The sequence below is a fragment of the Streptomyces sp. NPDC088747 genome, assembly GCF_044751025.1.
Classification (GTDB): Bacteria; Actinomycetota; Actinomycetes; order Streptomycetales; family Streptomycetaceae; genus Streptomyces.
In genome coordinates, this window is the sequence record NZ_JBIVKZ010000002.1 from 683,263 (window position 1) to 708,434 (window position 25,172).

Consider the following 25,172-nt stretch of genomic DNA (forward strand, 5'->3'; position numbering starts at 1 on the left):
GGTCGGGGGCGGAGCTGGGGTACTACCAGCGGACGGTCTGGCCCTCACGGTCGAGGTAGTGCAGTCCACCCTTGCCTGCGTGGGCGTCGATCGTGTCGACGACGCCGGGGATGCTCTCGTCGATGGTCAGGCGGGCGCTGGGGCCGCCCAGGTCGGTCTTGACCCAGCCCGGGGCCATGAGCAGGAGCGTGCGCGGGTCATCGGCGTGCCGGGCGGCGAAGCTGCGCATCAGCTGGTTCAGCGCGGACTTGCTCGCCCGGTAGACCTCGAAGCCGCCCCTCGTGTTGTCGGCGACGCTGCCCTGTCCCGAGGACATCACGCCGATGGTTCCGCTCGCGGGGACCAGGTCCTTCAGCGTCTCGACGGCGCGCATGGGGCTCAGTGCGTTGGTGACCATGACGCGGGTGAAGTCGTCGGTGGAGACATCGGTGAAGGTCGCCGAGGGGTCGGTGGTGTAGTTCGTGCCGGCGTTGACGAACAGCAGGTCGAGCGTGGTGCCGGCCAGACGCTCGCGCAGCGCTGCGACCCGCTCGGGTGCTGTGATGTCGACGTTCTCCACCGTGAGCCGACCGTTCGCCGACTGGGCCAGGGTGTGCAGGTCGGACTGCTTGCGCTCGGTCGCGGTGACCTGCCAGCCCCGGCTCAGGAGCTCGGCGGTCAGCGCGTAGCCCAGCCCCCGGGAGGCACCGACGATCAGAGCGGTCTTGCTGCCAGTTGTTGTCATGGCTGTTCCTCGTTCCAGAAGGGTCGGCCTTGAGCGCCGACCCTGAATCTATGCAATTCGGACACCAGTCACATTACGAGCTGAAGATTTATCTGTCAAATGACAGCTATCTTTCGACAGAGAAGTTAGGGTGGGGCAATGGAAGAGAACCAGACCTCGCAGCTCTTCGAGCTGGCCGACCTGATCCTGGCGGTGGGGCGGCACATCGAGGCGTCAAAGGAAACCGCGGCCGAGTCCGGGACGCCCCTGGAAGGCGCGGTGATGCGCTTCATCGACCGGCATCCCGGCACGACGGCCGGCGAAGCGGCCGAGGCCACCCAGCTGATCTCCAGCAACTTCAGCAGGGCGGTACGCGGCCTGGAGAAGAAGGGCCTGGTGCGCCGCGACGTCGACCGGCGCGACGCCCGCCGGGTACGCCTCTACCCCACCGAAAAGGCACAGGAGAACCTGCAGCGACTGCGTGACGCCTGGAGCCGCCTGCTCGACGGCACGGTCACCGATTCCCACGAGATCGATGCCGTGATCACAACCCTTCAGCACATCGAGACCCGGCTCGTCGCCCAGTCCCCCGGCGGGACCCGGGGCCCGGCAGATCGGTAGCCGGAGCAGTGGACGGCACCAACGGGCTACATCCGAAGGAATCGGCCTGGCTGCACTGCCGTCCGGCCTGGCCCGGTCAGGCCGCGGCCCCGAAGCCCTCGGCGCGTAGATCCTGATCGCGGAGCTGGGTGAAGTCGACGTCGAGTTTCGGGTCGTACGCCTCGGGCTGGATGCCGGGTTCGTGGGTGGAGTACTCGCCGAAGCGCTTGATGTGTTCGGTCATCCTCCAACTCCTCCTCGGCCTTCTTGATCTTCATGGCGACCCGCCGCTTGCAGAACATCGTCGCCAGATCATCCCGCACCCACATCCGTGCCTTGTGGGCGAGGCAGGCCAGCAACGCGATCCGCTTGACGGCCGCGTAGTCCCGCAGTTCGGAAGCGTCCGCCGCATCCGCTTACCCGGCGAAGTCAGTGACCTTCGGCGCCGCGACGCCGTCCACCCACACCGCGGTGTCGCCGAGCTCGTCCAGCCACTCCAGGTGCGTGAACAGGCGCTTGAAGTGCGACCAGCTCGGGCCGTGGGCGATCTGCTTCAGCCGGTTGATCTGCGTGGTGCCGTCGCTGTCGCGCTATTCCAGCAGCCGCTGCATCCCCCCGCTCCGCCAGGCTCATCCGGGCGTGGATCCCGCAGCAGATCGAGGCGTTCACCTCGGTGCGGACCGTGGAGGTCATCGTGTCGAAGGTGGAGAACGCCGGCATTTCCAGCCCGGCCGCCATCACCTTCTCCAGCGCGATATTGATCAGGTCGGCGGGCCGGTTCTTCGACGCGGCCTCCTTGCGGATCGCCGCCTCGGCAATCGGGCGGGCCTGGGACCGCTGGTACTTCGTCCCCACCCGCCGGCGCCCCTCCGTACGCTGCCGCTCAGCGGTGCGGCCCGTCTCGTACAACGGGAGCGTGCCCTCCGGCAGCTCGACCGTACGGCGGACGAAGTCGACCACCATCTCCGGACACTCCTCCGGCTTCGGGAACCGGCCCATCCGCTGATACGACTTCAGCGCCGGCAGCAGCGCGAGCTGATGCCCGTCGGAGTCCATCCGCTCAGCGGCCCACGCAGCCTCCTCACCACAAGTCCCGCCCCAGGCCCAGAGATCAGTCAGTACCAGCACCAACGAGCTTCGGCCAAATGGGTGACGGCTGATGCCGCACAGGGTGCCAAGATCAAGTACTGGCGGCCTTTGGGCTTACCTCGGCGCTACCCCCTGGAGCGGAACCCCGCACTTGGGCAACCGTTCCGGGTTCGCTAGTGTCCTGGGCCATGGCAAACACCCAGGGCCCCGAGGGCACCCAAGACCCCGCGGGAAGCACCCAGATGTTCCGCGCGTTCGTCGACGAGGCCCCTCAGGGCCGGCAGCAGCAGGCGGTGGCCGCCCCGGCGGGTCCCCGCATCGGCCTGATCATCGGAGTCGTCCTCGCCGTGGCGGTCGTCGCCGCGGTGGCCTGGCTCGCACTCAAGTAACGGCCGGTCCGGTCTCCGGCGCGGCGGGTGCGTGTGTGTGCCTTCCGCGCCGCGGGGCGGCGTCCGCCGGGCGGCGTCCGCCGGGCCGGGGTGAGGGACCGCCGCCTTGGGGGCGGCTGGCTCTGGATGTCGCCTTCGGCGGTCACGACGAATGTGGTCGGTGACCGGTTGGTGGTTGGTCGCGGTCCTGCCGGATGTCGGCCTTCGGCGGTCAGGCCGGGGCGTCCCCGGCCTGTGCCGACTGGCATCGGCCGAGTTCGTATCGGCGGTCGCGGCGGATGTGGCCGGTGGTTGGTCGCCTGCCGGGTGTTGGCCTTCGGCGGTCAGGCTGGGCGTCGCTGGTCATGCCCACGGGCGTCGGCCGAGTTCGTACCGGCGGTCGCGACGGCTGTTGCCGACGGGTCGGTCGCGGGCCTGCGCGCTGTTACCCCCGACGGCCTCCCGTTTCCTCTCCCGTCAGGCCGTCGGCCGAGGTCTTGTGGCTGTCGACGGTCACCTTGCCCGTCCGCGGTCCTGCCGACGGCCCTCACGCGACGGTGAGACCGGCTACCGCCACTCGGCGGTCACGTCCCGCGTCTCCACGTGCATGCCCAGCGGCACTCGCCACGCCTCGACGCAGACCGTCCAGGTCTTGGTCCGTGCCGTGCCCGCGGTGATCGGCGCGGGCAGTTCCTCGGTGGACTCGATCGTCGTCCAGTCGATCCCGAGGGCCCCGATGACGTGCGTCCCGAAGGTCACCGTGCCCGAACGCACCGGCGTACCCCCGGTGTTGCGGAACGAGACCGTCACGCGCTCGCACCACCGCTGATCGGCGCCCGCGCGCTCCGGGGTGCCGACGGCGAGGGCGGCGGGCCCGGGTTCCGCGGGAGCCGACGGTGTCGAAGGAGTCGTCGGAGGCGCCGTGGGTGTGCCGGTCGCGGTCCCGGGGGTGGAACTCCCGCCTGTACGGCCTGAGTCGGAGCCGCCGTCGGAGTCAGAGCCGCCAGGCGGTGTCGTACGTCGGCTGCCGGAGGTTCCTGTTCCCGGTGCGGGCGCGTCCCCGGCCGGGGTGTCCGCCGGCCGTGAAGTGCCGTTCCGCGCCGTGCCCTTGACACCCTCGGGCATTGGGGCGTCCTCCAGAGGGATCAGCCGCACATCCCCGGTGGGTGCCACCGCCGGGCCGGACGCGGGGTGCTGCACAGCGACGTAACCGCCCCCGCCGCTCCCGGCACCGCAGGCCGCCAGCGCGCTCCCGAGACACACCACAGCCGCCGAGGCACCCACAAGGGCACCTCGGCGACCACGTATCGACTGTCGGCGCATCGCGCCAGTGTGGCTGACGCACCGTCAAATATGAACCCGCGGAACCTCAAGTCCTGGGTGAGGGCCCGCGGTGTGGGCCTCAGTCGGAGATGAGCCCTTCGCGCAGCTGCGAGAGCGTCCGGGTCAGGAGCCGGGAGACGTGCATCTGCGAGATGCCGACCTCCTCGCCGATCTGCGACTGGGTCATGTTCGCGAAGAAGCGGAGCATGATGATCCGGCGCTCGCGGGGCGGGAGTTTGGCGAGCAGCGGCTTGAGGGACTCGCGGTACTCGACGCCCTCAAGCGCGGTGTCCTCGTAGCCGAGGCGGTCCGCGAGGGATCCCTCGCCGCCGTCGTCCTCGGGGGCGGGCGAGTCGAGGGAGGAGGCGGTGTAGGCGTTGCCGACCGCGAGGCCGTCGACGACGTCCTCCTCCGACACCCCGAGCGCGACGGCGAGTTCGGCGACGGTGGGCGAGCGGTCGAGGCGCTGCGAGAGCTCGTCGCTGGTCTTGGTGAGCGCGAGGCGCAGCTCCTGGAGGCGGCGCGGGACGCGCACCGACCAGGACGTGTCGCGGAAGAACCGCTTGATCTCGCCGACGACGGTCGGCATCGCGAACGTCGGGAACTCCACGCCGCGTTCGCAGTCGAAGCGGTCGATCGCCTTGATCAGGCCGATCGTGCCGACCTGGACGATGTCCTCCATCGGCTCGTTCCGGGAGCGGAAGCGTGCCGCCGCGTACCGGACGAGCGGGAGGTTGAGTTCGATGAGGGTGTCCCGGACGTAGGCACGCTCGGGGCTGTTCTCGCCGAGTGCGGCGAGCCGCAGGAACAGGGAGCGGGACAGGGTGCGGGTGTCGATGGCTCCCGAGGTCGCGGGCGCCGGGACTGCCTCGGCGGCCGGGGCCGGAGCGGCGTCGGGGGCCGGAAGGGCTGGAACATCGACAACATCGACACGGTGAAGCGCGTCGGGCGCGGATTCGCTCTTCGTGAGCGTGAGCACCTTCGAGCTGCCCTGGTCTGCGGACATGCCACCCCCTTTGGGTCGCGGACGGTCGCGGCGGACGCTCCCGTCGGAGGAACGCAGCCTCCACCTGAATACCGGCGGCGGGGCTGCGGCAAACGCGCTTCCCGCAGAATGTCACATGTCGGCAACACGCTGTAGTGACATGTCGACATGTGGATGGTGAATAGGCCCTGGATAAAGGGGGTCTGACGGATTTTCAGTGCCGAACGGCCGGGAAAGACGCCGGTGGGCGATTCGCTCCTACCGGTTACGCCTCGATCCTGTTTGCGGATCGAAGACGCGCGAAACTACGGGCGAGCAGCCTTGACACATGCATCTGGGAGACCCCCAGTTCGGCGCTGATCTGTGACTGGGTCAGGTTGCTGTAGTAGCGCAGAAGAAGGATCCGCTGTTCGCGCTCGGGCAGTTGTACGAGGAGATGGCGGACGAGGTCGCGGTGTTCGACCCCGTCCAGCGCCGGGTCCTCGTAGCCGAGCCGGTCGAGCAGTCCGGGCAGCCCGTCGCCCTCCTGGGCGGCTTCGAGGGAGGTGGCGTGGTAGGAGCGTCCGGCCTCGATGCAGGACAGCACGTCCTCCTCGGAGATCCGCAGCCGCTCGGCGATCTCGGCGGTGGTGGGGGAGCGTCCGAAGGCCGTCGTGAGGTCCTCCGTCGCGCTGTTCACCTGCACCCACAGCTCGTGCAGCCGGCGCGGTACGTGGACGGTGCGGACGTTGTCGCGGAAGTACCGCTTGATCTCCCCGACGACGGTCGGCATCGCGAAGGTCGGGAACTGCACGCCCCGGTCCGGGTCGAACCGGTCGATCGCGTTGATCAGTCCGATCGTACCGACCTGGACGACGTCCTCCATCGGCTCGTTGCGGCTGCGGAAGCGGGCGGCGGCGTAGCGGACGAGCGGGAGGTTGGCCTCGATCAGTGCGCCCCGCACGCGGTTGTGCTCCGCGGTGCCCGGCTGGAGCCCTTTGAGCTGGCCGAAGAGCACCTGGGTGAGGGCCCGGGTGTCGGCTCCGCGGCGCCGCTCGGGGGCCATCTCCTGGGGCGGGTCCTGGATGACCACGGCGTCCTGCGGCGGGCCCGGCGGCGAGCCCTGGGGTGGCGTCTGCGGTGACGCCTGGGCCGGTGCTTGCGGGGACGCCTGGGCCGGTGCTTGCAGAGGGGGTTGCGGGGGCGTCTGCGGGGGCGCGGTCGGGGGTGTCTGCAGAGGTGTCTGCAGGGGTGCTTGCGGCGGTGCTTGAGGCGCAGTACTGGCCGGCACGGTCAACTCCACCTCTATGATCCGTCAGATCCATCAACTCATCCGTCAAAAGCGGTCATAGCATCACAAGACCTGTGCACTGTGTGCAAGCACCCCATAACGCCGTGTTGAACCAGATTTAGGGAGAGTTGGGGCATAGCACGCAAAAGAACCCCCCGCCGGTTCCGGCGAGGGGCTCCCGAACGCGCGGTCCGGAACGGTGGTCAGAACGGGTAGTCGGCGATCACCCAGGTCGCGAACCCGCGCCACAGCGCGACGCCCGCCTGGTGGGCCGGGTGCTCCAAGTACCGCTTCAGGGAGTCGAGGTCGTCGACGGCGGAGTTGATCGCGAAGTCGTAGGCGATGGGCCGGTCGGTGATGTTCCAGTCGCACTCCCAGAAGCGCAGCTCCGGGATCTGCTCGCCGAGCGCGCGGAACGCCGCGACGCCCTCGACGACGCGCGGGTCGTCACGCTCGACACCCTCGTCGAGCTTGAAGAGGACCAGATGGCGGATCACGGGTACTCCCTGGTGGTGCGGTTGTTTTCGCTGCCCCGGCGCTCGGTCACTGGCGCTCAGTCGCTGGCCCCGTCGGCTATCCACGTCATGAAGTCGCCGACGCTCCCAGCGGCGTTCGATATGCCCTCGAACCCTATCTGGACGTAGTCGGCTGCCTTCTCGGGATCTGTGATGATCACGTAGAGCACGAAGACCACGAGCACGTAGACGGCGATCTTCTTCGAATTCACCGCCATCGCGGCCTCCCCTGTGACTGCTGTGGCCGCTGGGCCCCTGTTGACGGCGGCGAGTGTAACCTTCACCACCCCTCGGATGACCAACGGCCCGCTGGTCGCGGCCCTTTGGGGTTTCCGCGGCCGTCCGCTCCCGCCCGCCGCGCCCGGACGCACGAAGGGCCCCGTCTCTCGACGGGGCCCTTCAAAAGCGGTAGCGGAGGGATTTGAACCCTCGGTGACTTGCGCCACACTCGCTTTCGAGGCGAGCTCCTTCGGCCGCTCGGACACGCTACCGAGAGAGACCTTACCTCACGGTGGGGCGTGCTCAGAAATCCGTTTAGGGGGCCGCTGGGACCGGCCGGGCCGGGGTTCAGCGGTGGCGGAAGAAGTCGGTGAGCAGGTGCGCGCACTCGTCGGCGAGGACGCCCTCGATCACCTCGGGGCGGTGGTTGAGCCGGCGGTCGCGTACCAGGTCCCAGAGGGATCCGACGGCGCCCGCCTTTTCGTCGCGGGCGCCGTAGACGACCCGGTCGACCCGGGACTGCACCAGGGCGCCCGCGCACATCACGCAGGGTTCCAGGGTCACCACGAGGGTGCAGCCGGACAGCCGCCACTCGCCCAGTTTGGCGGCGGCCCGGTGGAGCGCGAGAACCTCGGCGTGCGCCGTCGGATCGCCGGTCGCCTCGCGCTCGTTGTGCCCGGTCGAGAGCACCGTCGTGCCGTCCGTGGACAGCACGACGGCGCCGACGGGGACATCCCCGCCCTGGACGGCCGTTCGCGCCTCGTCCAGGGCGAGCCGCATCGCGGGCCGCCAGCGGTCGCGTACCGGGTCGGGTTGTGGGGTCTCCTCGGTGGTGCTCACCAGGGGAACCTAACCGAGGAATTAGCGGACGGTTTCCAGGACCTCCGCCGCCCCCAGCGCCTCGGCGATCGTGCTGAGCGCGTCGCCTTCGTCGAGGGCGAGCAGTTCCTTCTCGCTGACCCCGAGGTCGGCGAGGATGTCGCGGTCCCCGACGGGGCTGTGCGACACGGCGTCGCCGGAGGCGACGGTCTCCTCGTCCTCCTCCTCGGAGTCCTCGGGCTCACCGTCCTCCGTGCCGTCCAGGTCCAGGGAGTCGAGGTCGGCGACGTCGTCGTCGCCGGGCTCCCTTCCGAGCAGTTCGTCGGTGAGCAGGATCTCGCCGTACGAGCTGCGGGCAGCGGCGGCGGCGTCCGAGACGTAGATACGAGGGTCCTCCTCGCCATCCAGGCGGAGAACGCCGAACCACGCGTCCTCCTGCTCGATGAGGACGAGTACCGTGTCCGCCTCCTCCGAGGCTTCACGGGCCAGATCCGTCAGATCCGACAGGGTCTCCACATCGTCCAGCTCTGTGTCGCTCGCTTCCCACCCGTCTTCGGTGCGCGCGAGCAGTGCGGCGAAGTACACCGTGACTCTCCCACTGTCCTAGGCGTGCCGGTTGGCGGTCCCCCCGGCGGAGGCTGTGGGCGGGGAGCGTTTCACCGAGCCCCACCCACTCGGAATCGTGGCAGAAACAGAGCCTTCAGGGGATGTCTTCGGCCTGCTGTGTCTGCCTCTTTTGATCGCTAACAGCGGATCGTACGCGGCCGTCGGCACCACGTACGCACCTCCCCGCCCTCACGGCGTGGGCGCCGCGCGGCCGGGTTACCTGCGGATGTCGCGCACCCGCGCGGCGAGGCAGCCGACGAATGACGCGCAAGCACATGGTGGGGCTGACGGCGAAGACGGCGCAAGAACCCCGCGTGTACCTCGCGGGCGGGGGGCGGGCACGCGGCGTGGCGGGAGCCGGGCGGGTGGCGCCCGGCGGGGAGTGGGTGACGGTCGGTGCGTGTACGCCGAGGCCGGCGGGTGGGTCGGGGCCGGGGGCCGGTACATCCGCCCGTCGCCGCCGGATCAAACGCCGGTTGACTGGGGACGGGTCCGGTGACGCGGGCGTACGCGACGGGCATGTGATGTACCGGCCCCCGGCCCCTCCCGCCGGTGGGCGGCTTTCCGTATCAGTTCCGGCCCGGGAATCTTCAGCCCGTCCGGCGTTTGAGGACGAGCGCGTCAGCGCGTTGCGGGGGTCTGGGGGCGGCAGCCCCCAGGAACGGGACGGGAAGGGGCGGAGGGGGCGTAAACGTATGGCGTGCGGTGGCCGGTGGTGGCTGGCCGTGGAACGGTGGTCGCGGCGTGCCGCTGTCGGGCGTGGCGGTTACCGGCGGGGGGTGCAGGCGTGTGGCGTGGGGCGGCCGGTGGTGGCGTGGCGTTGCCGCGCGTGGCCGTTAGCGGCGGAGGGTGCGTGAGCGTATGGGGGCCGGCGCTGGCTACCAGCGGAACGTGCGCATGCGCATGGCGTGCCGCATGCGGGCGGTCTTGGCGCGGCGGGGCTGGACGCGGTCGCGCAGCTCGCGTGCCTCGGCCAGGTCGCGGAGGAACTGGGCGCGGCGCCGTCGGCGCTCGGCGTCCGTCTCCAGCCGCTCGGGCAACTCCTCTTCCCGGTCTCGCACAGGCTCACCACCCCAGGTCCGTCCCTCCCACTTTCCCCCTCATGGGCGGTTTGATGCCAGCGGACGGAAGAGGGGCGGCGCCGGACCGTCCCGGACGGGGCACTGGTGGGCGCCCGGGGCCCGGCTACTGTGGTGGACATGCGTCTCCACGTCGTCGACCACCCCCTGGTCGCCCATAAGCTCACCACTCTGCGCGACCGGCGCACCGACTCCGCGACCTTCCGGCGGCTCGCCGACGAGCTGGTCACCCTGCTCGCCTACGAGGCCACCAGGGACGTGCGCACGGAGCAGGTCGACATCGTGACCCCGGTCTCCCCGACCACCGGCGTCAAGCTCTCCTACCCGCGCCCCCTCGTCGTGCCGATCCTGCGCGCGGGTCTCGGCATGCTCGACGGCATGGTCCGGCTGCTGCCGACCGCCGAGGTCGGCTTCCTGGGCATGGTCCGCGACGAGGAGACGCTCCAGGCGTCCACTTACGCGACCCGCATGCCGGACGACCTCTCCGGGCGCCAGGTCTACGTCCTGGACCCGATGCTGGCCACCGGCGGCACCCTCGTCGCGGCGATCCACGAGCTGATCAAGCGCGGCGCCGACGACGTCACCGCCGTGGTGCTCCTCGCCGCCCCCGAGGGCATCGAGGTCATGGAGCGCGACCTGGCGGGCTCCCCGGTGACGGTCGTGACCGCGTCGGTCGACGAGCGGCTCAACGAGCACGGCTACATCGTGCCGGGCCTCGGCGACGCGGGGGACCGGATGTACGGGGCCGCCGAATAGGTACCTGCGGTTCTACGGACCTCAGCAGCTGTTCTTCGTGACGGAGGGCGTCGGCCGGGGCTGGGCCAGCACGGCCAGCGCCTTGTCGGCGTCCTCCTTCACTGTCAGGTTCTTGAAGCCGGTGCCGAGGATCAGGTCGACCTGGTCGGCCTTCGCGCGGCCGTCGGTCTTCAGCTGGGCGCCGGAGAGCTGGGTGTTGAGCACCGGCAGCGCGGCCTCGGCCGCGCCCTTCGCGCCGAGCAGTATCCCGGCGCCGGCGACCTTCTTGTCGTAGGTCTTCGGCGCGTTGCCCACGTCGCCGATCCGGAAGCCGCGCTTCTTCAGCTCGTCCGCGGTCTCCTTGGCGAGCCCGCTGCGGGGCGTCGCGTTGAAGACGTTGACGGTGATCTGGCCCGGCCTGGGCGGCGTCCCGGCGGAGGTCGAGGCCGTGGAGGCGCCGGAGGCGGTGGCCGAAGGGCTCGCCTTCGACGGGCAGCCCGACTTCGTTCCAGCTGCCGAGGCCTTGTCGCCGCCCGTGAAGACGTCGATGAGCTGGAGGGTTCCCCACCCGATCAGCCCGAGTGCGGTGACGGAGGCGACGATCAGGAAGGCGAGCCTGCGGCGCCCGCGGGGTCGGCGCATCCGCGGGTACTTGTCCCCCGTGATCCGGTACTGGCCACCCATGCCAGGGGGAGTGAGCATGCTCATGGGCGCAGCGTAGTGCTCCGCGGCGACGATAACTACTAGATGATCATTGTCCCGCGCTCAGTCCAACCCAAAAGGGTCAACAGGCGTGGGTCAGTCCAGTTCGAGGACGCGTGCGTGCAGTACCTGGCGCTGCTGGAGCGCCGCGCGGACGGCCCGGTGCAGGCCGTCCTCCAGGTACAGATCGCCCTGCCACTTCACGACGTGCGCGAAGAGGTCGCCGTAGAACGTGGAGTCCTCGGCGAGCAGCGTTTCCAGGTCGAGCTGGCCCTTGGTCGTCACCAGCTGATCGAGGCGGACCGGGCGCGGCGCGACATCCGCCCACTGCCGGGTGCTTTCCCGGCCGTGGTCGGGGTACGGCCGGCCGTTTCCGATGCGCTTGAAGATCACACGGAAAGCCTACCGGTCAAGACCTTCCGGGCGCAGCCATGGCGACGGAGTGCGACGCTGGAAAAGACGCCGGAAACCAGGGCAAACCGGAAACAGGGGCCTCATATGAGTGACAGCGAGAGCGCAGCTCCGGCCACCGCCGGGACCCCGCCCGCGGCGACCGCTCCCCGGACGGCGGAAAGCGCTCCCGCGACGGACGCAAGCGCTTCCGTGCCCACCGGTGACGTTCCGGGGGCCGGCGATGGCGTTTCCGGGGTCATCGGTGACGCCGCGGCCCTCCCCGAAGGAGCCCTGGAGATCGCCTCCGGATACGCCTTCTCGGGGCCCGCGCTCGATCTCGGCGCCCTGCTCTGGGACGCGCGGTGCGTGCCGGACGTACAGATCCGCATCCCGCTCCCGATGCTGAACCGGCACGGACTGGTCGCCGGGGCCACCGGCACCGGCAAGACCAAGACCCTCCAGCTCGTCGCCGAACAGCTCTCCGCCCAGGGCGTGCCCGTGTTCCTCGCCGACATCAAGGGTGACGTCTCCGGGATCTCCGCGCCCGGCGTCCCGAACGACAAGGTCCGCGAGCGCGCCGCCGACGTACGCCAGGAGTGGACACCGGCCGGCTGCCCCGCCGAGTTCTACGCCCTGGGCGGTATGGGCCACGGCATCCCCGTACGGGCGACCGTCACGAGCTTCGGTCCTGTGCTGCTCTCCAAGGTGCTCCAGCTCAACCGGACCCAGGAGCAGTCGCTCGGCCTGATCTTCCACTACGCCGACCAGAAGGGCCTCGAACTGGTCGACCTCAAGGACCTGCGCGCGGTCGCCACGTTCCTGACCTCGGACGAGGGCAAGGCCGAACTGAAGGGGATCGGCGGGCTCTCGACCGCGACGGCGGGCGTGATCCTGCGCGCCCTCACCACGTTCGAGGCGGAGGGCATGAGCCCCTTCTTCGGGGAGCCGGAGTTCGACACGGCCGACCTGCTGCGGACGGCGGCGGACGGGCGGGGTGTCGTGTCCGTCCTGGAACTTCCCGAGGTCCAGGACAAGCCGCGGCTCTTCTCCACCTTCCTGATGTGGCTGCTCGCCGACCTCTTCCACGACCTGCCCGAGGTCGGCGACGTCGACAAGCCGAAGCTCGTCTTCTTCTTCGACGAGGCGCATCTGCTCTTCAACGACGCCTCGAAGGCGTTCCTGGACTCCATCACGCAGACCGTCCGGCTCATTCGCTCGAAAGGGGTCGGCGTCTTCTTCGTGACGCAGACCCCGAAGGACGTGCCCGCCGACGTCCTCGGGCAGCTCGGCAACCGCGTCCAGCACGCCCTGCGCGCCTTCACGCCCGACGACCAGAAGGCGCTGAAGGCCACGGTGAAGACCTTCCCCGACTCGCCCTACGACCTGGAGGAGGTCCTCACCGGCCTCGGCACCGGCGAGGCCGTGATCACCGTGCTCAGCGAGAAGGGCGCGCCGACGCCGGTCGCGGTGACGCGGCTGCGGGCGCCGCGGTCCCTGATGGGGCCGGTCGACGCGGGCGTTCTCGACGCGGCGGTCGAGGCGTCGCCGTCGTACGGGCGCTACGCGCGGGCGGTGGACCGGGAGTCCGCGTACGAGAAGCTCGCCGCGGCGCAGGCCTCGCGCGCGGACAGCGCGGGCGGTGCCGTGGCGTCCGGGGGTTCGCCCGTACCGGCGAAGTCGCGGGCCAGGGCGCCCAAGGAGGACGCGTCGGTCGTCGAACAGGTAGTCGGGAGCGGCATGTTCAAATCCCTGGCCCGGTCTGTGGGGACGCAGATCGGGCGGGAGATCACCCGGTCGCTCTTCGGGACGGCCCGGCGCAGGCGGTAGGCGGGGCGTAGGCGATACGCGGGTGGCCGTCCCTCGGGTGAGGGGCGGCCACCTGTCCGGTCAGTTCCTCCGGGACCGCCGCGGCTGTTCGTCCAGGACGGGGCGGGGTTCCGGGTTCTGCCGGGTCGGCCGGGGGTTCGGCTGCGGGCCGGCCGGCTGGGTGGGCGCCGGGTTCGGGGTGCGGTGCGGCTTCGGTGCGTTGCGTACGGCGTCCGCGCGCAGCAGGGCGCGCAGGACCGCGTAGGGATCGTTGGGCATGGCTGTGTCCTTGCGGTCGCTGGTGACTGACGGTCCGGAGGCCGGGTCCGTCAGCAGCGCAGGACCACGCAGCGCAGTGCGTGCAGGGTGGGGGAGTGCGACGGGGGTGCGGATACGGGGCGGGAGCGCGGGGCGTCGGCCGGGTGGTCCGCGCCGGGTCGGGGCGCGGGGCGCAGGGGGGTGACCGGGCGGTGTCCCTGGCGGGTCGGCGGGCGCAGGGCCGTGTCCAGTACGTCGGGTTCCGCGGCGGGGGCCGGGGCGGGGGCCGGGGCGGTGGGGGCGGATTCCGTGGCCGTGCCCAGCATGGTGGTGGGCGCGGCGGGGTGCGGGGTCGCCGCGAGTAACGCGACGACCAGCAGGATCAGCACCCTCAGCCTCATGAGACGTCATGTCCCCATCGGGAGACGGTGGTTCATCCGCGGGCGCGGAGATCCGCCCTCTTGGCGTACGGGGCGGGTGCGGAGCGGGGCCGCGGGGGCGGGCCCGCGGCGGTCAGACGGTGACGGGAACATGGTGGGCGCGCCCGCGGATCCGGAACGCCGTGATGATCTCGGTGACGCCGACCGCGAGGAGCCAGCAGCCGCCCACCAGGGTGAGCACGGCGACCGACTCGAACGGCGACACGATCAGCACGATGCCCGCGAGCAGACTGACGATTCCTAGGAAGACCTGCCAGCCGCGGGCCGGGACGTCCGGGTCGGAGGCGGCGGCCAGGGTCTGGGTGATCCCGCGGAACAGCCAGCCGATGCCGATCCACAGGGCGAGCAGCAGGATCGACTGCATCGCGCCGCGGAAGCAGAACAGGCCCAGCAGGATGGACAGGGCGCCGCTGATGAAGGCCATCACCCGCAGCGAGGTCGCCGCGTGGGTGCCGAAGGCGGCGGCCAGTTGCAGGACGCCGCTGACCAGCAGGTAGAGGCCGAAGAGGATGCCCGCGGCGAAGAGGGAGGCGCCCGGCCAGACCAGGACCATGACGCCCAGCGCCAGGGTCGCGACGCCTGCGGCCAGGACCGCCTGCCAGGCGGCGCGGCTGAGGAGGTGCAGGGGGCCTTCTAGGGGGGTTCGGGGGGCTTCGTCTCTTTCCTCGGTCATGTCTCATGCTGGGGACGGCTGGGAGGGGGGCGCCAGCGGGGTGGACCGAGTGGTGTACGGGGTCGCTTGCGCTGTGCTGGGCTGGGCTGGTTGGGGTTGGTGCTCGGTCGGTAAGTGGGCGTTCCGCGGTCGGTGGGGGGTCGGGGGCGTGCCGGTACGTCCCGCCCGTCGCCGACGGATCAGACGTCGGGCAGGAACTGGGGGTCCGGTGACGCGGGCGTACGCGACGGGCATCTGGACGTACCGGCACGCCCCCTTCCGCCGGGGGGTGGGTGCGGGCGGTGGGGGCTCCCGAGGGTTGCGGGCCCGGGTGCTATTCGGCCGTCGTCTTCGCCGCCTTCGCGGATGCCTTCATTTCCTGTTTGTGGGCTCTCACCTTTGCCAGGGAGGTGGGGTCGGTGATGTCGGCCACTGAGCGGAAGGACTTGGGGGCGCCGTAGGGGCCGGCGGCCTCTCGCCAGCCCTTGGGGTGGACGCCGAGTTGTTTGCCGAGGAGGGCCAGGAAGATCTGGGCCTTCTGGGGGCCGAAGCCGGGGAGTTCCTTGAGGCGGGTCAGGAGTTCGGCGCCGGTGGGGACGTCCTTCCAGACGGCGGTGGCGTCGGCGTCGTAGTGCTCCACGAGGTACTGGCACAGCTGCTGGACGCGCTTGGCCATCGAGCCGGGGTAGCGGTGTACGGCCGGCTTCGTGGAGAGGAGGGCGGCGAAGGCCTCGGGGTCGTACGCGGCGATCTCCTGGGCGTCGAGGTCGTCCCTGCCCATGCGCTGGGCGATCGTGTACGGGCCCGCGAACGCCCACTCCATCGGGACCTGCTGGTCCAGGAGCATGCCGATCAGGGCGGCGAGCGGACTGCGGCCGAGGAGTTCGTCGGCCTCGGGCTGCTGGGCCAGGTGAAGGGTGACGTCCATGGATCGATGATGGCGGGTGCGGTCTCAGGCCGCGCGCCAGTAGCCCAGCGAGTGGACGCGCTGCCGGGGAAGCGCCAGCTCCTTGCGGACGTAAGACGTCAGGGAACGGGTGGTGGCCGTGTCGCAGGCGATCCAGACGTACGGGTCCTGGTGCTCCTTGAGCAGGGCGGGCAGGTCCGATTTCACCCGGGTGACCAGGTGGGCGCCGTTTGCCAGGCGCGGGAGCGGGCGCAGGTCGTGGCAGGCCGGGGTGTGGCGGAGGGGGAGGCCGGCCGTGTCGTGGTCCGTCTCGAACCAGATGGTGGCCGACGCCGGGTCCATCGCGTCCAGGAGCGAGTTGAGGGCGGGGAGCGAGGCCGGGTCCGCCACCGCGAAGAGGTGGGCGGGCGTGGGGTCCGGCTCGGTGAAGGCGGTGCCCTGGACCGTCGCGTCGATGGTGTCGCCGGGCTTCGCCGAGCGGGCCCAGTCGCTCGCGCACCCCTCGTGCAGCGCGAACTCCAGGCCGAAGGCGCCCGCCTCCGGGTCCCGGTCGACCAAGGTGTACGCCCGCTGGTGCGGCTTGCCCGCGTTGTCGAACCAGATGCGTACCCACATGGTCGGGTGCACGCCGGTCGCCGCGAGCATACCGCCGTCGGTGAGGTGGAGGCGCCGGTAGTGCGGTGTCACGTCCTCGGCGCCGGTCACTGTGAACGTGAAGTCCTTGCCGCGCAGGAGTCTGAGGACCGCGCCCTCCCAGCCGTGCCCCTGACCCATGACCTCTGCACCCCTCACGTACGATCTCTTCTAGTAGAAGTTAGGTTAGCCTAACCTGATTGAGTGGGGATGGACCGTGACCGTCGAGATCTACCGTGACGCCTGGGGGATCCCTCACCTGCGAGCCGGCAGCGCACTCGAACTCGCCCGTGCCCAGGGCCGGGTCACCGCCGTGGACCGCGCCTGGCAGCTGGAGGTCGAACGGCACCGCTTCCAGGGCACCACCGCCGCGTTCCTCGGTGCCGAGGCCGTCGCCTGGGACCGGTTCGCCCGTCAGGCCCGGCTCGACGACACCGCCAGACGCTGTTTCGCCTCTCTGGAGAGACGGGATCCGGAGACCGCGGCGTGGGTCGCCTCGTATGTGGACGGGGTCAACGAAGGGCTGGCCGAGGGTGGTCGACGGGCGGCCGAATTCGCGGAGACCGGACTCGTTCCCGGGGGCTGGGAGCCGTGGACGCCGCTCGGCGTCTGGCTCGGCACGCACATCCTCTTCGCCGGGTTCCCGGCCAAGCTGTGGCGCGAGGAGGTCGTGCGGCGGCTCGGCCCGGATGCCGTGGGGCTCTTCGCCACCGACGGGCCCGGTACCTCGGGCAGCAACGGCTGGCTGGTGAGCGGCGCGCGCACGGTCACCGGGCACGCTGTCATCGCCGGCGACCCCCACCGCTTCATCGAGGACCCCGGCGTCTACCAGCAGATCCACCTCTCCTGCCCGGAGTTCGACGTCATCGGCCTCACCGTTCCCGGCGTCCCGGGCATCGCCCACTTCGCCCACACGGGGCACGTCGCCTGGGCCATCACCAACGCGATGGCCGACTACCAGGACCTCTTCCGGGAGCGGCTGCGGCGCGCCGGGTCCTCGTCGGCGGAGGTGGAGGCCCTCGATCCGGACGGTGAGTGGCGGGCCGCGACGCGGCATACGGAGAGTGTGGAGGTCGCCGGGGGCGAGCCCGTCGAGGTCGAGGTGATCGAGACGGCGCGCGGGCCGGTCGTCATCGGCGGAATCGATGCGCCTGAGTCCATCAGCCTGCGCTGTCCGCCCCGCGTCTCGGAGGACCTCGGCTTCAGCGCGCTGCTCCCCCTCCTTCGCTCCCGCCGGGTCGCCGACGTCGACCGCGCCCTCGACCTGTGGGCCGAGCCGGTGAACGTCGTACAGGCCGCCGACACCGAGGGCGGACTGCTGCACCGCGTCGCCGGCCGGGTCCCGGTGCGCGGCACGGACAACCGCACGTGGATCGTGAACGCCTGGGAGCCGGGGCGGGAGTGGCGGGGCTGGCACCAGGACATGCCCCACGACGACGGCATCGACGGCGGCGGTGGTGGTGGCGGGGTCGCCGTCATGGCCAATCAGCGAGGGATCGCCACGCCGTTCGGGGTCGAGTTCGCCGCGCCGCATCGTGCCGCCCGGATCACGGAGCTCCTCGGGGGGCGGGCGAAATGGGCCGCCGAGGACATGGCTGCCGTTCACATGGACACCCATCTGGCCTCCGCCGGGGCCCTGTTGGACCGGGTGGGCGCTCTGCGGGAAGGGCTCAGCCCGGGGGCCGTCGAGCTGCGGGACCAACTCCTCGGCTGGAACCGGCACATGGACGCCGACAGCCTTGGTGCGGCGGCGTTCGCGGCGGTTCGGAGCGCGGTCGTACGGGGGCTCGCGGCGCAACCCGCGCTGGCCGTCCTCGCCGAGCCGCCCGCCTGTCCGGAGGTCTTCCTTCCCTGGCTCGCCCTCGTGCCCCGCATCGGGTTCGCGCTCGAAAACCTGCTGCGGGCCGAGGAGTTGTACGGCATCGACCGCACCGCGATCGTCCGGGCGGCGGTCGAGGAAGTGGCCGCCGAGCGGACCCCGCGCACCTGGGGCGAGACCCACCGGCTCGTGCCCTGGCGCGCGCTGGGCGGCACGACGTACGAACGGCCGGGACTCTCCGGCGACCACGACTGCGTGCTGTGCACCTCGGCGGTCCCCGGCATCACCGACCTGAGCGCACGCGGCCCGGCCGCCCGGTACGTGTGGGATCTCGCCGACCGGGACCGGAGCCTGTGGATCGTGCCGTTCGGCGCCGACGGGGTCGCGGGAGCCGCCCACCACCGTGACCAACTCCCCTTGTGGCTCAGGGGAGAGCTGGCCCGGGTGACCACCGACTGGAACGTACTGACCAAGGAGAACCATGCGGAATGAGCCGTACGCCGTGGATCGCGAAGCCGTCCACGAGCAGTCGGTCGACGGCTTCGGGACCGTCCGGATCCTGACCGTCGACCCGCACGCCGACCTGGACGTCCTGCACGGCTGGGTGAGCGAGGAACGGGCCCGGTTCTGGGGCATGAACGGGCTCAGCAGGCAACAGGTCCTGGAGACCTACCTCCACCTCGACTCCCTCGACACCCACCACGCCCTGCTCGCGGTCAAGGACGGCGAACCGGCCGCGCTCTTCCAGTCGTACGAGCCCGCCGCCGACCGTGTCAGCGAGTGCTACGACGTCCAGGACGGCGACATCGGGGTCCATCTGCTGATCGCGCCCCCGGGAGCGGGCGGCGAGCGGCCGGGGTGGTCGGCCGCGCTGCTGACCGTGCTCACCACGTACCTGCTGGTCGGTCTCGGCAGGCGGCGGGTGGTCGTCGAGCCCGACGCGCGCAACACCAGGGCCATCGACCGGCTGACCAGGCAGGGCTTCGTCCCGGGGCCGCCGATCGTGCTGCCCGAGATCGACCTGCCCGAGGTGTATCTGCCGGAGAAGTCCGCCCGGCTCGCCTTCCTGACGCGGGAGAGGGCTTTCGCGGAGGGTTTCCCGCCGCGAAGGTGAGCACGAAAGTGAGCAGGACACCGCATTCGTCCGTACGTATCCGAGACCGGGGAAACGCGGGCGCGACCAGGACATGCGGATACGGAGACGGTACGTGAGCGGACGGCGAACGCGGCGGCACATCGTCCGGGGACTTGCGCTGCTGGGCACAGTGCTGGTCCTGGTGCTCTTCGGCGGCGTGGGCGGCGCGTCCGCGCACGCCGCGCTGAAGGGCAGCGATCCGCAGGACGGCAGCGTGGTGAAGAAGGCGCCCACGCAGATCACGCTGACCTTCACCGAGTCCGTCGGACTCCTCGACGACTCCTTCCGCGTGATCACCCCGGAGAACCGCCGCGTCGACACGGGCAAACCGGGGCACGCGGGCGACCGCGCCAACACCGCCCTGGTGAGCCTGCCCGACGACATGGGCACCGGCACCTTCACCGTGGCCTGGCGGGTCGTCTCGGCGGACAGCCACCCGGTCTCCGGCGCCTTCACCTTCTCCATCGGCAAGCCCTCCGCGACCGCCGCCGTCCTGCCCGCCGCCTCCGCCCAGGACACCCTCGCGAGCAACCTCTACGACATCACCCGCTACGTCGCCTACGGCGGGCTCGCCGTACTCATCGGCGCCGCCGTCTTCGTGCTGGCCTGCGGGTTCCAGGGCAGTGTGCGGCGCCTGCTGCTGGGCGGCTGGTGGACCCTGTTCGTCTCCACCCTGCTCCTGCTGCTCCTGCGCGGCCCCTACGAGCGGGGCAGCGGACTCGCCGCCGCCCTCGATCCCGCGGTGCTGCGCGAGACGCTGACCAGCAGGCCCGGACTGGCGCTGGTGGCACGGCTGGTGCTGCTGGGCGCCGTCGTCTTCTACCCCGTCGAAGCGGGAGAGCGGGGCCCGGGACGGGTCAGGTGGGCGATCGGCGGAGCTCTCGCTCTCGGCCTCGCGGTCACCTGGGCCGCCGCCGAGCACGCGTCCGCCGGCATCCAGGTCCCGGTGGCGATGGTCTCCTCCGTACTGCACCTGCTCGCCATGGCCGTCTGGCTCGGCGGCCTGACCACCCTGCTCACCGCGCTGTACCGCACGCGGGAACCGGTCCCCGCGGCCGTCGTCAGCCGCTTCTCCCGGTTCGCCCTCGGCTCGGTCGCCGTCCTCGCCGCCACCGGCGTCTACCAGTCCTGGCGCGGCATCGGCACCTGGGACGCGCTGACCTCGACGTCGTACGGCCGCATCCTCCTCGTCAAGCTGTGCGCGGTGCTCCTCCTGCTCGCCGGGGCCTGGTTCTCGCGGCGGTGGACCGGGCGGCTGGCGCTTCCGGAGCCGGTGGCCGCCTCGGTCGCGGTGAAGGAGCGGGAGAGGGAGCGGGAGCGGGTGCCTGAGGTCGTCGGGGGTCCGGGCGGCTCCGAGGGCGTACGGGAGGGCACGTCCACCGGTGAGGTGCGGGCAGACGAGTCCGGCGAGGTGGAGGCGGGTTCCGGTTCCGGTGGGTACCGGCGGGCGTTGCGCCGTTCCGTCTTCGCCGAGGTCGGCGTCGGGATCGTCGTGCTGGTGGTCACCACCGTGCTGACCGGTACCCAGCCGGGGCGGGCGGCCACCGAGACCGCCGCCGCCGTCTCGGCCGCCGAGCAGCCCACCGGCTCGACGACGCTGATCCCCTTCGACGTCGGCACCCCCGGCGGACACGGCAAGGTGCAGATCGAACTGGCGCCGGGCCGGGTGGGCGAGAACTCCGTCCAGGCCGTGGTTTACGGTCCCGACGGCGGGCTCGCCACCGTCCCCGAACTCCGCCTCACCTTCACCTTGCCGAAGCAGGACGTCGGCCCGATCAATGCCCAACTCGCCGACAAGGGCGGCTACTGGGCCACCGACGGCCTCACCCTCCCCCTGGCCGGCACCTGGACGATGAAGGCCACGGTGCGGACCTCGGACATCGACCAGGTCACGGTGTCGAAGACGGTGAAGATCGGCTAGGACCGCCCTCGGCTAGGACCGCCTCGGCCAGGACCGCCCGAGGAGGGCGCGCAGTCGTCGCCGCAGGGCGCCCGGCACCCGGCGTGCCCTGGTGGCGGACGCGCCCGCGAGGTCCCGGACGGTGTGCGCGGCCGCGCGTGGGAAGGCGGCGGCGGAGCGCGCGGGGGCGGCGAGGGTGCCGGCGCGCGTGTCCAGGAGCTCCTGGAAGAGGGCCGCGCACTGCTCGGCGATCGGCTCCGGGTCGTACCGCGCGCCCTTGCGCAGCCCCTCCCGGCCCATGCGCCGGCGCCGGTCCCCGTCGTCGATCAGCTCAAGGAGCGCCGCGGCCAGCGCGTCGACGTCGCCGGGTGGCACCAGCAGGCCGTCCACCCCGTGGCTGATGATCTCGCGGGGCCCGTGCGGACAGTCGGTGCTCACCACCGGCAGACCCACCCGCATGGCCTCGACGAGGGCCATGCCGAAGGACTCCATGCGTGAGGACATCACCAGGATCGACGCATCGGCCATCACGGGTTCGACGGGGGTGACGTTGCCCAGGAAGGTGACCCGGTCGGCGAGGCCCAACTCCGCTACCAGAGCCTTCAGTTCGCGATCCTGGGAGCCGACGCCGCAGATCCGCAGGCCCCAGTCGGGGCGCCGGGCCGCGACCTGGGCGAAGGCGCCGATCAGGTCCGGGTAGCGCTTCACCGGGGTGGTCCGGCCGACCGCGACGATCCGCGGGGCGGAGCAGTCGGAGGGTTCGATGCCCGGATCGGGAACGCTGTTGGGCAGCACGGACACCCGGACGCCCGGCAGCCACATCCGGCGGCGGTACGCGTCGGCGTCGGCGCGAGTGGTGGTGGTGACCGCGTCCAGCCCGCGGTACACGCGGCGCAGCGTGAGGCTGAGCCGGTGGGTGTGCGCGTCCAGCGACAGATGCTCCTGCCCGACCCGGACGACGTGCGCCGGAGCCTGCCGGGCGATCTGCACGTTGAGGCCGGGGCGGGTGCCGACGACGACGTCGGTGTCCAACTCGGCCAGTAACGCCGCGATACGACGGTCCGTCAGGGCGCTGTACTCGTGATACCGGTGGTCGCCGCGCGGGAAGTCGGCGGAGGGGAGGGCGAATTCGGGGTGTCCGCCCTCGTAGCCGGGGCTCTTCCTGTCGGTGTCGACGAGGTGGCGCAGGTTCACGCGTTTGTCGTAGGCGAAGCGGGGGGCGGCGAGATGCCGGAAGACCGACACGACCTCGACTTCGTGCCCCAGGTCGGCCAGCGCGCCCGAGAGGTTGCACGTGGTGCGGATGGTCCCGCCGACGCCGTAGGCGTTGTGGATCAGAAACGTGACGCGCATGCCTGCCATCCCCCGTCGGTCCCGGGGGGCAACCCGGCAGCCAATCCGTGGGCTCCCCACCCGCCCCAAAGGCTGGAAGCTTAGCGCGGCCTGTGAAACGGCTCTCGCCGTGCCGGTACCCGGTTGCCGGGTCGGCACGGCGAGAGCCCGCGGAGAACTGATACGCGAAGGCGCTGACGCCACGTACGGAAAGGCGTTGCCGCTAACCGCACTTGCTGATGTCGATGCGGACGATCTGCGGGTCGTGGTCGCTCGCCTGGTCGGCGAACTCCGCGTTGATGTGCACGACGTCGTAGTCGAAGTCGCTGATGGCCCGGCTGGTCAGGATGTGGTCCAGGGTCTGCGAGTTGCCGTCGTAGACGTAGGTGTAGCGCTGCGACTTGGGGAGCGTCGTGATCAGCGGGGTGAGCACCCGGCCCGCGGTGAGCGTGGTCACCGTCTGCGAGAACTCGTAGTCGTTCAGGTCGCCGAGCACGACCACCTTGGCGCTCCGGTCGGCGGCGAGCACGCTCTTGACGAAGGTGTTGACCTCGGCGGCCTGGGCGTTGCGCTGCGTCTCCGAGCTGCGGTCGGGCAGTTGGTCACTACCGTGCAGCGGCTCGTCGCCGCCCTTGGAGAGGAAGTGGTTGGCGATCACGAAGACCTGCTCGCCCCGGAAGGTGAACTCGCCCACCAGCGGCTTGCGGCTCGCGTCCCACGCGTCACTCGCGGGGTTGATCCGGCCCGGCGAGTGGGTGAGCTGCGCGCCCTTGCGGGTCTTCACCACACCGGTCGCGGTGGTGGCGTCGCCGCCCGGACGGTCGGTGAGGGAGACCCGCTTGGCGTTGAAGAGGAAGACCTGCCGGATGTTGCCGCCCGGCTCGCCGCCGTCCTTGTTGTTCTCCGGGGTGACATAGCGCCACGAGTAGCGGGGGCCGCCGGCCGCGACGATCGCGTCGGTGAACCGGGTCAGCGTCGCCTCGCTGGTGACGGTGCCGTCGTTGACGGCGCCGTTGTCGTCCTGGATCTCCTCCAGGGCGACGATGTCGGGGGAGTTGAGACTGACGGCCACGCCGCCGGCCAGCCGGTCGAACTTCTCCTGCTCGTCGATCGCGTCCAGGTTCTCCACGTTGTACGTGGCGATCGCCAGCTCCTTGCTCTTCTGCTTCCGCGTGGTCTCGGGCTTGAGGCCCTTCGCGGTGAGCGTGCCGAGCTGGGTGGCCTGGAGGTTGTAACCGCCGTACGTGGCGTAGTCGAGCGGGCCCGCGGTGGTGCCGGTGAGCACGTCACCGACGTTCGCCACCGGGAACGCGGCGGTGGCGTCGAGTGACATCACCTTGATACGGCCGGTGTTGGGCTGGTCGTAGGAGGAGTACAGGGTGCCGCCGCGCGGGGTCGGGTTCTCGCCGGGCTTGACCGTCACCCACACCTCGTCGTACGCGGTCGTCGCGCCGACCACCCGGGTGTCGGTGGCCGCGACGCGCATGCCCTCCAGGGACTCGTAGAAGTCCAGCGCGTACGTGGCCGGTTCGAGGGCCAGACCGTCGATGCTGCCGCCCGCCGCGGTGGGCGTGTACGCGCTCGGGACGCTGGTCGCGTTCAGGGCGACGGTCTCGGGCAGCGCGTTGCCGCTGGAGAGCACCTTGGTGGTGGGGGCGGTGATCTCGGTGAGGGACTGGCTGGTGCTGCTCGGGTAGTACTCGCTGACCTTGCCGGTGGTCAGGACGCTGTCGCCGGCCTTGACGGCCGGAGCCGCCGAACCGGTGTAGACGAAGACACCCTCGCTGGTGCGGGCGTCGGCGTCGGGCTGCGCGTCCTGGATCCAGTAGCCCTTCGAGCCCGACGTACGCACGCCGGTGACGATGCCCGGGACGCGGGTGACGGTCTGCCCGGCGTACGGGGAGAGGCGGGTGGTCCCCTGGATGTCGTGCACGCGGACGGTACCGGGCTCGGTCGAGCCGTCGTCACCGCCACCGTCGTCGCCGCCCGAACCGGCCGTCTCACCAGCCGAGTTGTACGGCGTGGGCGCGCCCGCGGTGAGGTCGGTGGCGTTGTCGTCGGTGTCCGCCAGGGACGCGGCGCGGGCCACGGCCGCGGTGTTGGAGGCGCCCGCCGCGGGGCCGCTGCCCTCCCGTACGAGCGCCGTACCGTAGCCCACCAGGTCGACGATCCGGCTGTCGGCCGCGCAGTCCGCGGCGGTCTTGCAGCTGAGCGCGGTGATGCCGGAGACCAGGGCGATCGTGCCGGTGGTCGCGCTCATGGCGATCGTGCCGGTCGCGTCCGCGGTGGGCAGCGCCGTCGTGCCGCCGGTGCCCGCCGACTCCGCCACCAGGAACCGTCCGCCGGGCGCGACCGAGCCGCTGAGGGCCGTCACTCCCCACTGGGAGGACGCCGACGGCGAGCCGGGCAGGTACTGCACGCTGAAGCCCGACAGGTCGTACGCCGCCGAGCCCGCGTTGCCGAGCTCGACGAAGTCCCGGGTCAGCGTCGCACCCGAGTTGCCCCCGCCGCCGTACACCTCGGTGATCAGCGCGCTCGCCGAGGGCGCCGCGGTGGCCGCGGGCACGGCGGTCAGGACGAACGCCCCGGCCACGCCCGTCGACAGGAGCGGATAGGCGAGATGGCGCAAACGGGGTCTGCTGTGTGGAGTTCTGGACACGCCGACTGTCTCCTTGTACGTCACGAACGTCAACGCGCCACCGGCAGGCGGCACATGGAGTGGCTGCTGTGGGGAGTCGGCTCAAGTTACGCGCGTAGACCGTGGGTGCCAAGGTGTCGTACGTTAAATCTCGGGAACGAGCGGGTGTCGGCGCCGGGACGGTAACTCTCCTGGTGCCGCCCGGGGTCGGACACCGACTCTCATGGTGGCGCCTCGGGTCGCACA

Annotated in this window: 27 protein-coding genes and 1 tRNA gene; 7 read left to right on the forward strand and 21 right to left on the reverse strand. The window is 71.1% G+C overall.

From position 1 onward, the window contains the following. Window positions 1-22: 22 nt before the first annotated feature. Window positions 23-724, reverse strand: coding sequence for an SDR family NAD(P)-dependent oxidoreductase (locus ACIP79_RS07570; protein WP_401220537.1), 702 nt, complete (start codon window positions 722-724; stop codon window positions 23-25). Between the two features lie 138 nt (window positions 725-862). Between ACIP79_RS07570 and ACIP79_RS07575 the strand changes: the two genes are divergently transcribed. Further along, entirely contained in the window at window positions 863-1,324 is a 462-nt protein-coding gene (locus ACIP79_RS07575) for a MarR family winged helix-turn-helix transcriptional regulator (protein ID WP_401220540.1), read from the forward strand. 76 nt (window positions 1,325-1,400) lie between these two features. Here the strand turns inward: ACIP79_RS07575 and ACIP79_RS07580 are convergent, their stop codons facing one another. Continuing rightward, window positions 1,401-1,547: a hypothetical protein gene (locus ACIP79_RS07580; RefSeq protein WP_401220542.1), complete on the reverse strand. Its 147-nt coding sequence runs from the start codon at window positions 1,545-1,547 to the stop codon at window positions 1,401-1,403. A gap of 185 nt (window positions 1,548-1,732) precedes the next feature. Then, entirely contained in the window at window positions 1,733-2,431 is a 699-nt protein-coding gene (locus ACIP79_RS07585) for a DUF4158 domain-containing protein (RefSeq protein ID WP_401220545.1), read from the reverse strand. Window positions 2,432-2,580: 149 nt separating this feature from the next. Between ACIP79_RS07585 and ACIP79_RS07590 the strand changes: the two genes are divergently transcribed. Next, window positions 2,581-2,781, forward strand: coding sequence for a hypothetical protein (locus ACIP79_RS07590; protein WP_383679002.1), 201 nt, complete (start codon window positions 2,581-2,583; stop codon window positions 2,779-2,781). A gap of 546 nt (window positions 2,782-3,327) precedes the next feature. On the opposite strand, the gene ACIP79_RS07595 is transcribed toward ACIP79_RS07590, so the two are convergent. From ACIP79_RS07595 to ACIP79_RS07635, 9 genes are all read right to left on the reverse strand, one after another. After that, a complete protein-coding gene (locus ACIP79_RS07595; RefSeq protein ID WP_401220548.1) occupies window positions 3,328-3,570 on the reverse strand; it encodes a hypothetical protein in 243 nt (80 codons plus the stop codon). Between the two features lie 592 nt (window positions 3,571-4,162). After that, the gene (locus tag ACIP79_RS07600) at window positions 4,163-5,089 is read right to left on the reverse strand and encodes an RNA polymerase sigma factor SigF (protein ID WP_401220550.1); all 927 of its coding nucleotides are present in this window, start codon (window positions 5,087-5,089) and stop codon (window positions 4,163-4,165) included. A gap of 244 nt (window positions 5,090-5,333) precedes the next feature. Next, complete coding sequence (locus ACIP79_RS07605; protein WP_401220955.1) at window positions 5,334-6,236, reverse strand: RNA polymerase sigma factor SigF; 903 nt, start codon at window positions 6,234-6,236, stop codon at window positions 5,334-5,336. A 305-nt stretch (window positions 6,237-6,541) separates the two neighbouring features. Continuing rightward, window positions 6,542-6,835 carry a Dabb family protein gene (locus ACIP79_RS07610; protein WP_383678996.1) on the reverse strand — a complete coding sequence of 98 codons (294 nt, stop codon included), beginning with the start codon at window positions 6,833-6,835 and terminating at the stop codon, window positions 6,542-6,544. A gap of 56 nt (window positions 6,836-6,891) precedes the next feature. Further along, entirely contained in the window at window positions 6,892-7,071 is a 180-nt protein-coding gene (locus tag ACIP79_RS07615) for a hypothetical protein (RefSeq protein ID WP_401220958.1), read from the reverse strand. 188 nt (window positions 7,072-7,259) lie between these two features. Beyond that, window positions 7,260-7,344, reverse strand: a tRNA-Ser gene (locus tag ACIP79_RS07620). Window positions 7,345-7,420: 76 nt separating this feature from the next. After that, window positions 7,421-7,852 carry a tRNA adenosine(34) deaminase TadA gene (gene tadA, locus ACIP79_RS07625; RefSeq protein ID WP_401220961.1) on the reverse strand — a complete coding sequence of 144 codons (432 nt, stop codon included), beginning with the start codon at window positions 7,850-7,852 and terminating at the stop codon, window positions 7,421-7,423. 81 nt (window positions 7,853-7,933) lie between these two features. Continuing rightward, complete coding sequence (locus ACIP79_RS07630) at window positions 7,934-8,476, reverse strand: hypothetical protein (protein ID WP_401220553.1); 543 nt, start codon at window positions 8,474-8,476, stop codon at window positions 7,934-7,936. A gap of 899 nt (window positions 8,477-9,375) precedes the next feature. After that, window positions 9,376-9,558, reverse strand: coding sequence for a hypothetical protein (locus ACIP79_RS07635; RefSeq protein ID WP_401220556.1), 183 nt, complete (start codon window positions 9,556-9,558; stop codon window positions 9,376-9,378). 138 nt (window positions 9,559-9,696) lie between these two features. On the opposite strand from ACIP79_RS07635, the gene upp reads away from it, so the two are divergent. Then, complete coding sequence (gene upp, locus ACIP79_RS07640) at window positions 9,697-10,332, forward strand: uracil phosphoribosyltransferase (protein WP_383680014.1); 636 nt, start codon at window positions 9,697-9,699, stop codon at window positions 10,330-10,332. A gap of 21 nt (window positions 10,333-10,353) precedes the next feature. Here upp and ACIP79_RS07645 read toward each other — a convergent pair whose 3' ends face one another. Both ACIP79_RS07645 and ACIP79_RS07650 read right to left on the reverse strand, forming a co-directional pair. Beyond that, complete coding sequence (locus ACIP79_RS07645; protein ID WP_383680098.1) at window positions 10,354-10,995, reverse strand: LytR C-terminal domain-containing protein; 642 nt, start codon at window positions 10,993-10,995, stop codon at window positions 10,354-10,356. 114 nt (window positions 10,996-11,109) lie between these two features. After that, on the reverse strand, window positions 11,110-11,406 hold the full coding sequence (locus ACIP79_RS07650; protein WP_003999914.1) for a type II toxin-antitoxin system VapB family antitoxin: 297 nt from the start codon (window positions 11,404-11,406) through the stop codon (window positions 11,110-11,112). Between the two features lie 105 nt (window positions 11,407-11,511). On the opposite strand from ACIP79_RS07650, the gene ACIP79_RS07655 reads away from it, so the two are divergent. Next, window positions 11,512-13,233, forward strand: coding sequence for a helicase HerA-like domain-containing protein (locus ACIP79_RS07655; RefSeq protein ID WP_401220561.1), 1,722 nt, complete (start codon window positions 11,512-11,514; stop codon window positions 13,231-13,233). A gap of 60 nt (window positions 13,234-13,293) precedes the next feature. Here ACIP79_RS07655 and ACIP79_RS07660 read toward each other — a convergent pair whose 3' ends face one another. The 5 genes from ACIP79_RS07660 to ACIP79_RS07680 form a co-directional block, all read right to left on the reverse strand. Further along, window positions 13,294-13,491 carry a hypothetical protein gene (locus ACIP79_RS07660; protein WP_401220563.1) on the reverse strand — a complete coding sequence of 66 codons (198 nt, stop codon included), beginning with the start codon at window positions 13,489-13,491 and terminating at the stop codon, window positions 13,294-13,296. Window positions 13,492-13,541: 50 nt separating this feature from the next. After that, the gene (locus ACIP79_RS07665) at window positions 13,542-13,871 is read right to left on the reverse strand and encodes a hypothetical protein (protein WP_401220565.1); all 330 of its coding nucleotides are present in this window, start codon (window positions 13,869-13,871) and stop codon (window positions 13,542-13,544) included. Window positions 13,872-13,983: 112 nt separating this feature from the next. After that, window positions 13,984-14,583, reverse strand: a complete 600-nt coding sequence (locus tag ACIP79_RS07670) for an HdeD family acid-resistance protein (protein ID WP_401220568.1) — start codon at window positions 14,581-14,583, stop codon at window positions 13,984-13,986. A 313-nt stretch (window positions 14,584-14,896) separates the two neighbouring features. Beyond that, entirely contained in the window at window positions 14,897-15,490 is a 594-nt protein-coding gene (locus tag ACIP79_RS07675) for an HhH-GPD-type base excision DNA repair protein (protein WP_401220571.1), read from the reverse strand. A gap of 24 nt (window positions 15,491-15,514) precedes the next feature. Next, window positions 15,515-16,243, reverse strand: coding sequence for a siderophore-interacting protein (locus ACIP79_RS07680; protein ID WP_401220574.1), 729 nt, complete (start codon window positions 16,241-16,243; stop codon window positions 15,515-15,517). 76 nt (window positions 16,244-16,319) lie between these two features. Here ACIP79_RS07680 and ACIP79_RS07685 point away from each other — a divergent pair, with 76 nt between their 5' ends. From ACIP79_RS07685 to ACIP79_RS07695, 3 genes are all read left to right on the forward strand, one after another. After that, window positions 16,320-18,413: a penicillin acylase family protein gene (locus ACIP79_RS07685; RefSeq protein WP_401220577.1), complete on the forward strand. Its 2,094-nt coding sequence runs from the start codon at window positions 16,320-16,322 to the stop codon at window positions 18,411-18,413. After that, window positions 18,403-19,035, forward strand: a complete 633-nt coding sequence (locus ACIP79_RS07690) for a GNAT family N-acetyltransferase (protein ID WP_401220580.1) — start codon at window positions 18,403-18,405, stop codon at window positions 19,033-19,035. The genes ACIP79_RS07685 and ACIP79_RS07690 overlap by 11 nt, the downstream gene beginning before the upstream one ends. A 73-nt stretch (window positions 19,036-19,108) precedes the next feature. Then, on the forward strand, window positions 19,109-20,977 hold the full coding sequence (locus ACIP79_RS07695; RefSeq protein ID WP_401220582.1) for a copper resistance CopC/CopD family protein: 1,869 nt from the start codon (window positions 19,109-19,111) through the stop codon (window positions 20,975-20,977). Between the two features lie 12 nt (window positions 20,978-20,989). On the opposite strand, the gene ACIP79_RS07700 is transcribed toward ACIP79_RS07695, so the two are convergent. Together ACIP79_RS07700 and ACIP79_RS07705 are read right to left on the reverse strand one after the other, a co-directional pair. Further along, entirely contained in the window at window positions 20,990-22,309 is a 1,320-nt protein-coding gene (locus ACIP79_RS07700) for a glycosyltransferase (protein WP_401220585.1), read from the reverse strand. 202 nt (window positions 22,310-22,511) lie between these two features. Next, the gene (locus tag ACIP79_RS07705; protein WP_401220588.1) at window positions 22,512-24,947 is read right to left on the reverse strand and encodes an endonuclease/exonuclease/phosphatase family protein; all 2,436 of its coding nucleotides are present in this window, start codon (window positions 24,945-24,947) and stop codon (window positions 22,512-22,514) included. Window positions 24,948-25,172: the final 225 nt, after the last annotated feature.

Excerpts from the sequence above, each read along its gene's own strand:
- ACIP79_RS07655 (WP_401220561.1), top strand. The coding sequence starts at position 11,512 with ATGAGTGACAGCGAGAGCGCAGCTCCGGCCACCGCCGGGACCCCGCCC.
- ACIP79_RS07700 (WP_401220585.1), bottom strand. The coding sequence starts at position 22,309 with ATGCGCGTCACGTTTCTGATCCACAACGCCTACGGCGTCGGCGGGACC.
- upp (WP_383680014.1), top strand. The coding sequence starts at position 9,697 with ATGCGTCTCCACGTCGTCGACCACCCCCTGGTCGCCCATAAGCTCACC.
- ACIP79_RS07660 (WP_401220563.1), bottom strand. The coding sequence starts at position 13,491 with ATGCCCAACGATCCCTACGCGGTCCTGCGCGCCCTGCTGCGCGCGGAC.
- ACIP79_RS07695 (WP_401220582.1), top strand. The coding sequence starts at position 19,109 with ATGCGGATACGGAGACGGTACGTGAGCGGACGGCGAACGCGGCGGCAC.
- ACIP79_RS07665 (WP_401220565.1), bottom strand. The coding sequence starts at position 13,871 with ATGAGGCTGAGGGTGCTGATCCTGCTGGTCGTCGCGTTACTCGCGGCG.
- ACIP79_RS07675 (WP_401220571.1), bottom strand. The coding sequence starts at position 15,490 with ATGGACGTCACCCTTCACCTGGCCCAGCAGCCCGAGGCCGACGAACTC.
- ACIP79_RS07645 (WP_383680098.1), bottom strand. The coding sequence starts at position 10,995 with ATGGGTGGCCAGTACCGGATCACGGGGGACAAGTACCCGCGGATGCGC.
- ACIP79_RS07600 (WP_401220550.1), bottom strand. The coding sequence starts at position 5,089 with ATGTCCGCAGACCAGGGCAGCTCGAAGGTGCTCACGCTCACGAAGAGC.
- ACIP79_RS07680 (WP_401220574.1), bottom strand. The coding sequence starts at position 16,243 with ATGGGTCAGGGGCACGGCTGGGAGGGCGCGGTCCTCAGACTCCTGCGC.
- ACIP79_RS07570 (WP_401220537.1), bottom strand. The coding sequence starts at position 724 with ATGACAACAACTGGCAGCAAGACCGCTCTGATCGTCGGTGCCTCCCGG.
- ACIP79_RS07615 (WP_401220958.1), bottom strand. The coding sequence starts at position 7,071 with ATGGCGGTGAATTCGAAGAAGATCGCCGTCTACGTGCTCGTGGTCTTC.
- tadA (WP_401220961.1), bottom strand. The coding sequence starts at position 7,852 with ATGCGGCTCGCCCTGGACGAGGCGCGAACGGCCGTCCAGGGCGGGGAT.
- ACIP79_RS07590 (WP_383679002.1), top strand. The coding sequence starts at position 2,581 with ATGGCAAACACCCAGGGCCCCGAGGGCACCCAAGACCCCGCGGGAAGC.
- ACIP79_RS07670 (WP_401220568.1), bottom strand. The coding sequence starts at position 14,583 with ATGACCGAGGAAAGAGACGAAGCCCCCCGAACCCCCCTAGAAGGCCCC.
- ACIP79_RS07580 (WP_401220542.1), bottom strand. The coding sequence starts at position 1,547 with ATGACCGAACACATCAAGCGCTTCGGCGAGTACTCCACCCACGAACCC.
- ACIP79_RS07575 (WP_401220540.1), top strand. The coding sequence starts at position 863 with ATGGAAGAGAACCAGACCTCGCAGCTCTTCGAGCTGGCCGACCTGATC.
- ACIP79_RS07690 (WP_401220580.1), top strand. The coding sequence starts at position 18,403 with ATGCGGAATGAGCCGTACGCCGTGGATCGCGAAGCCGTCCACGAGCAG.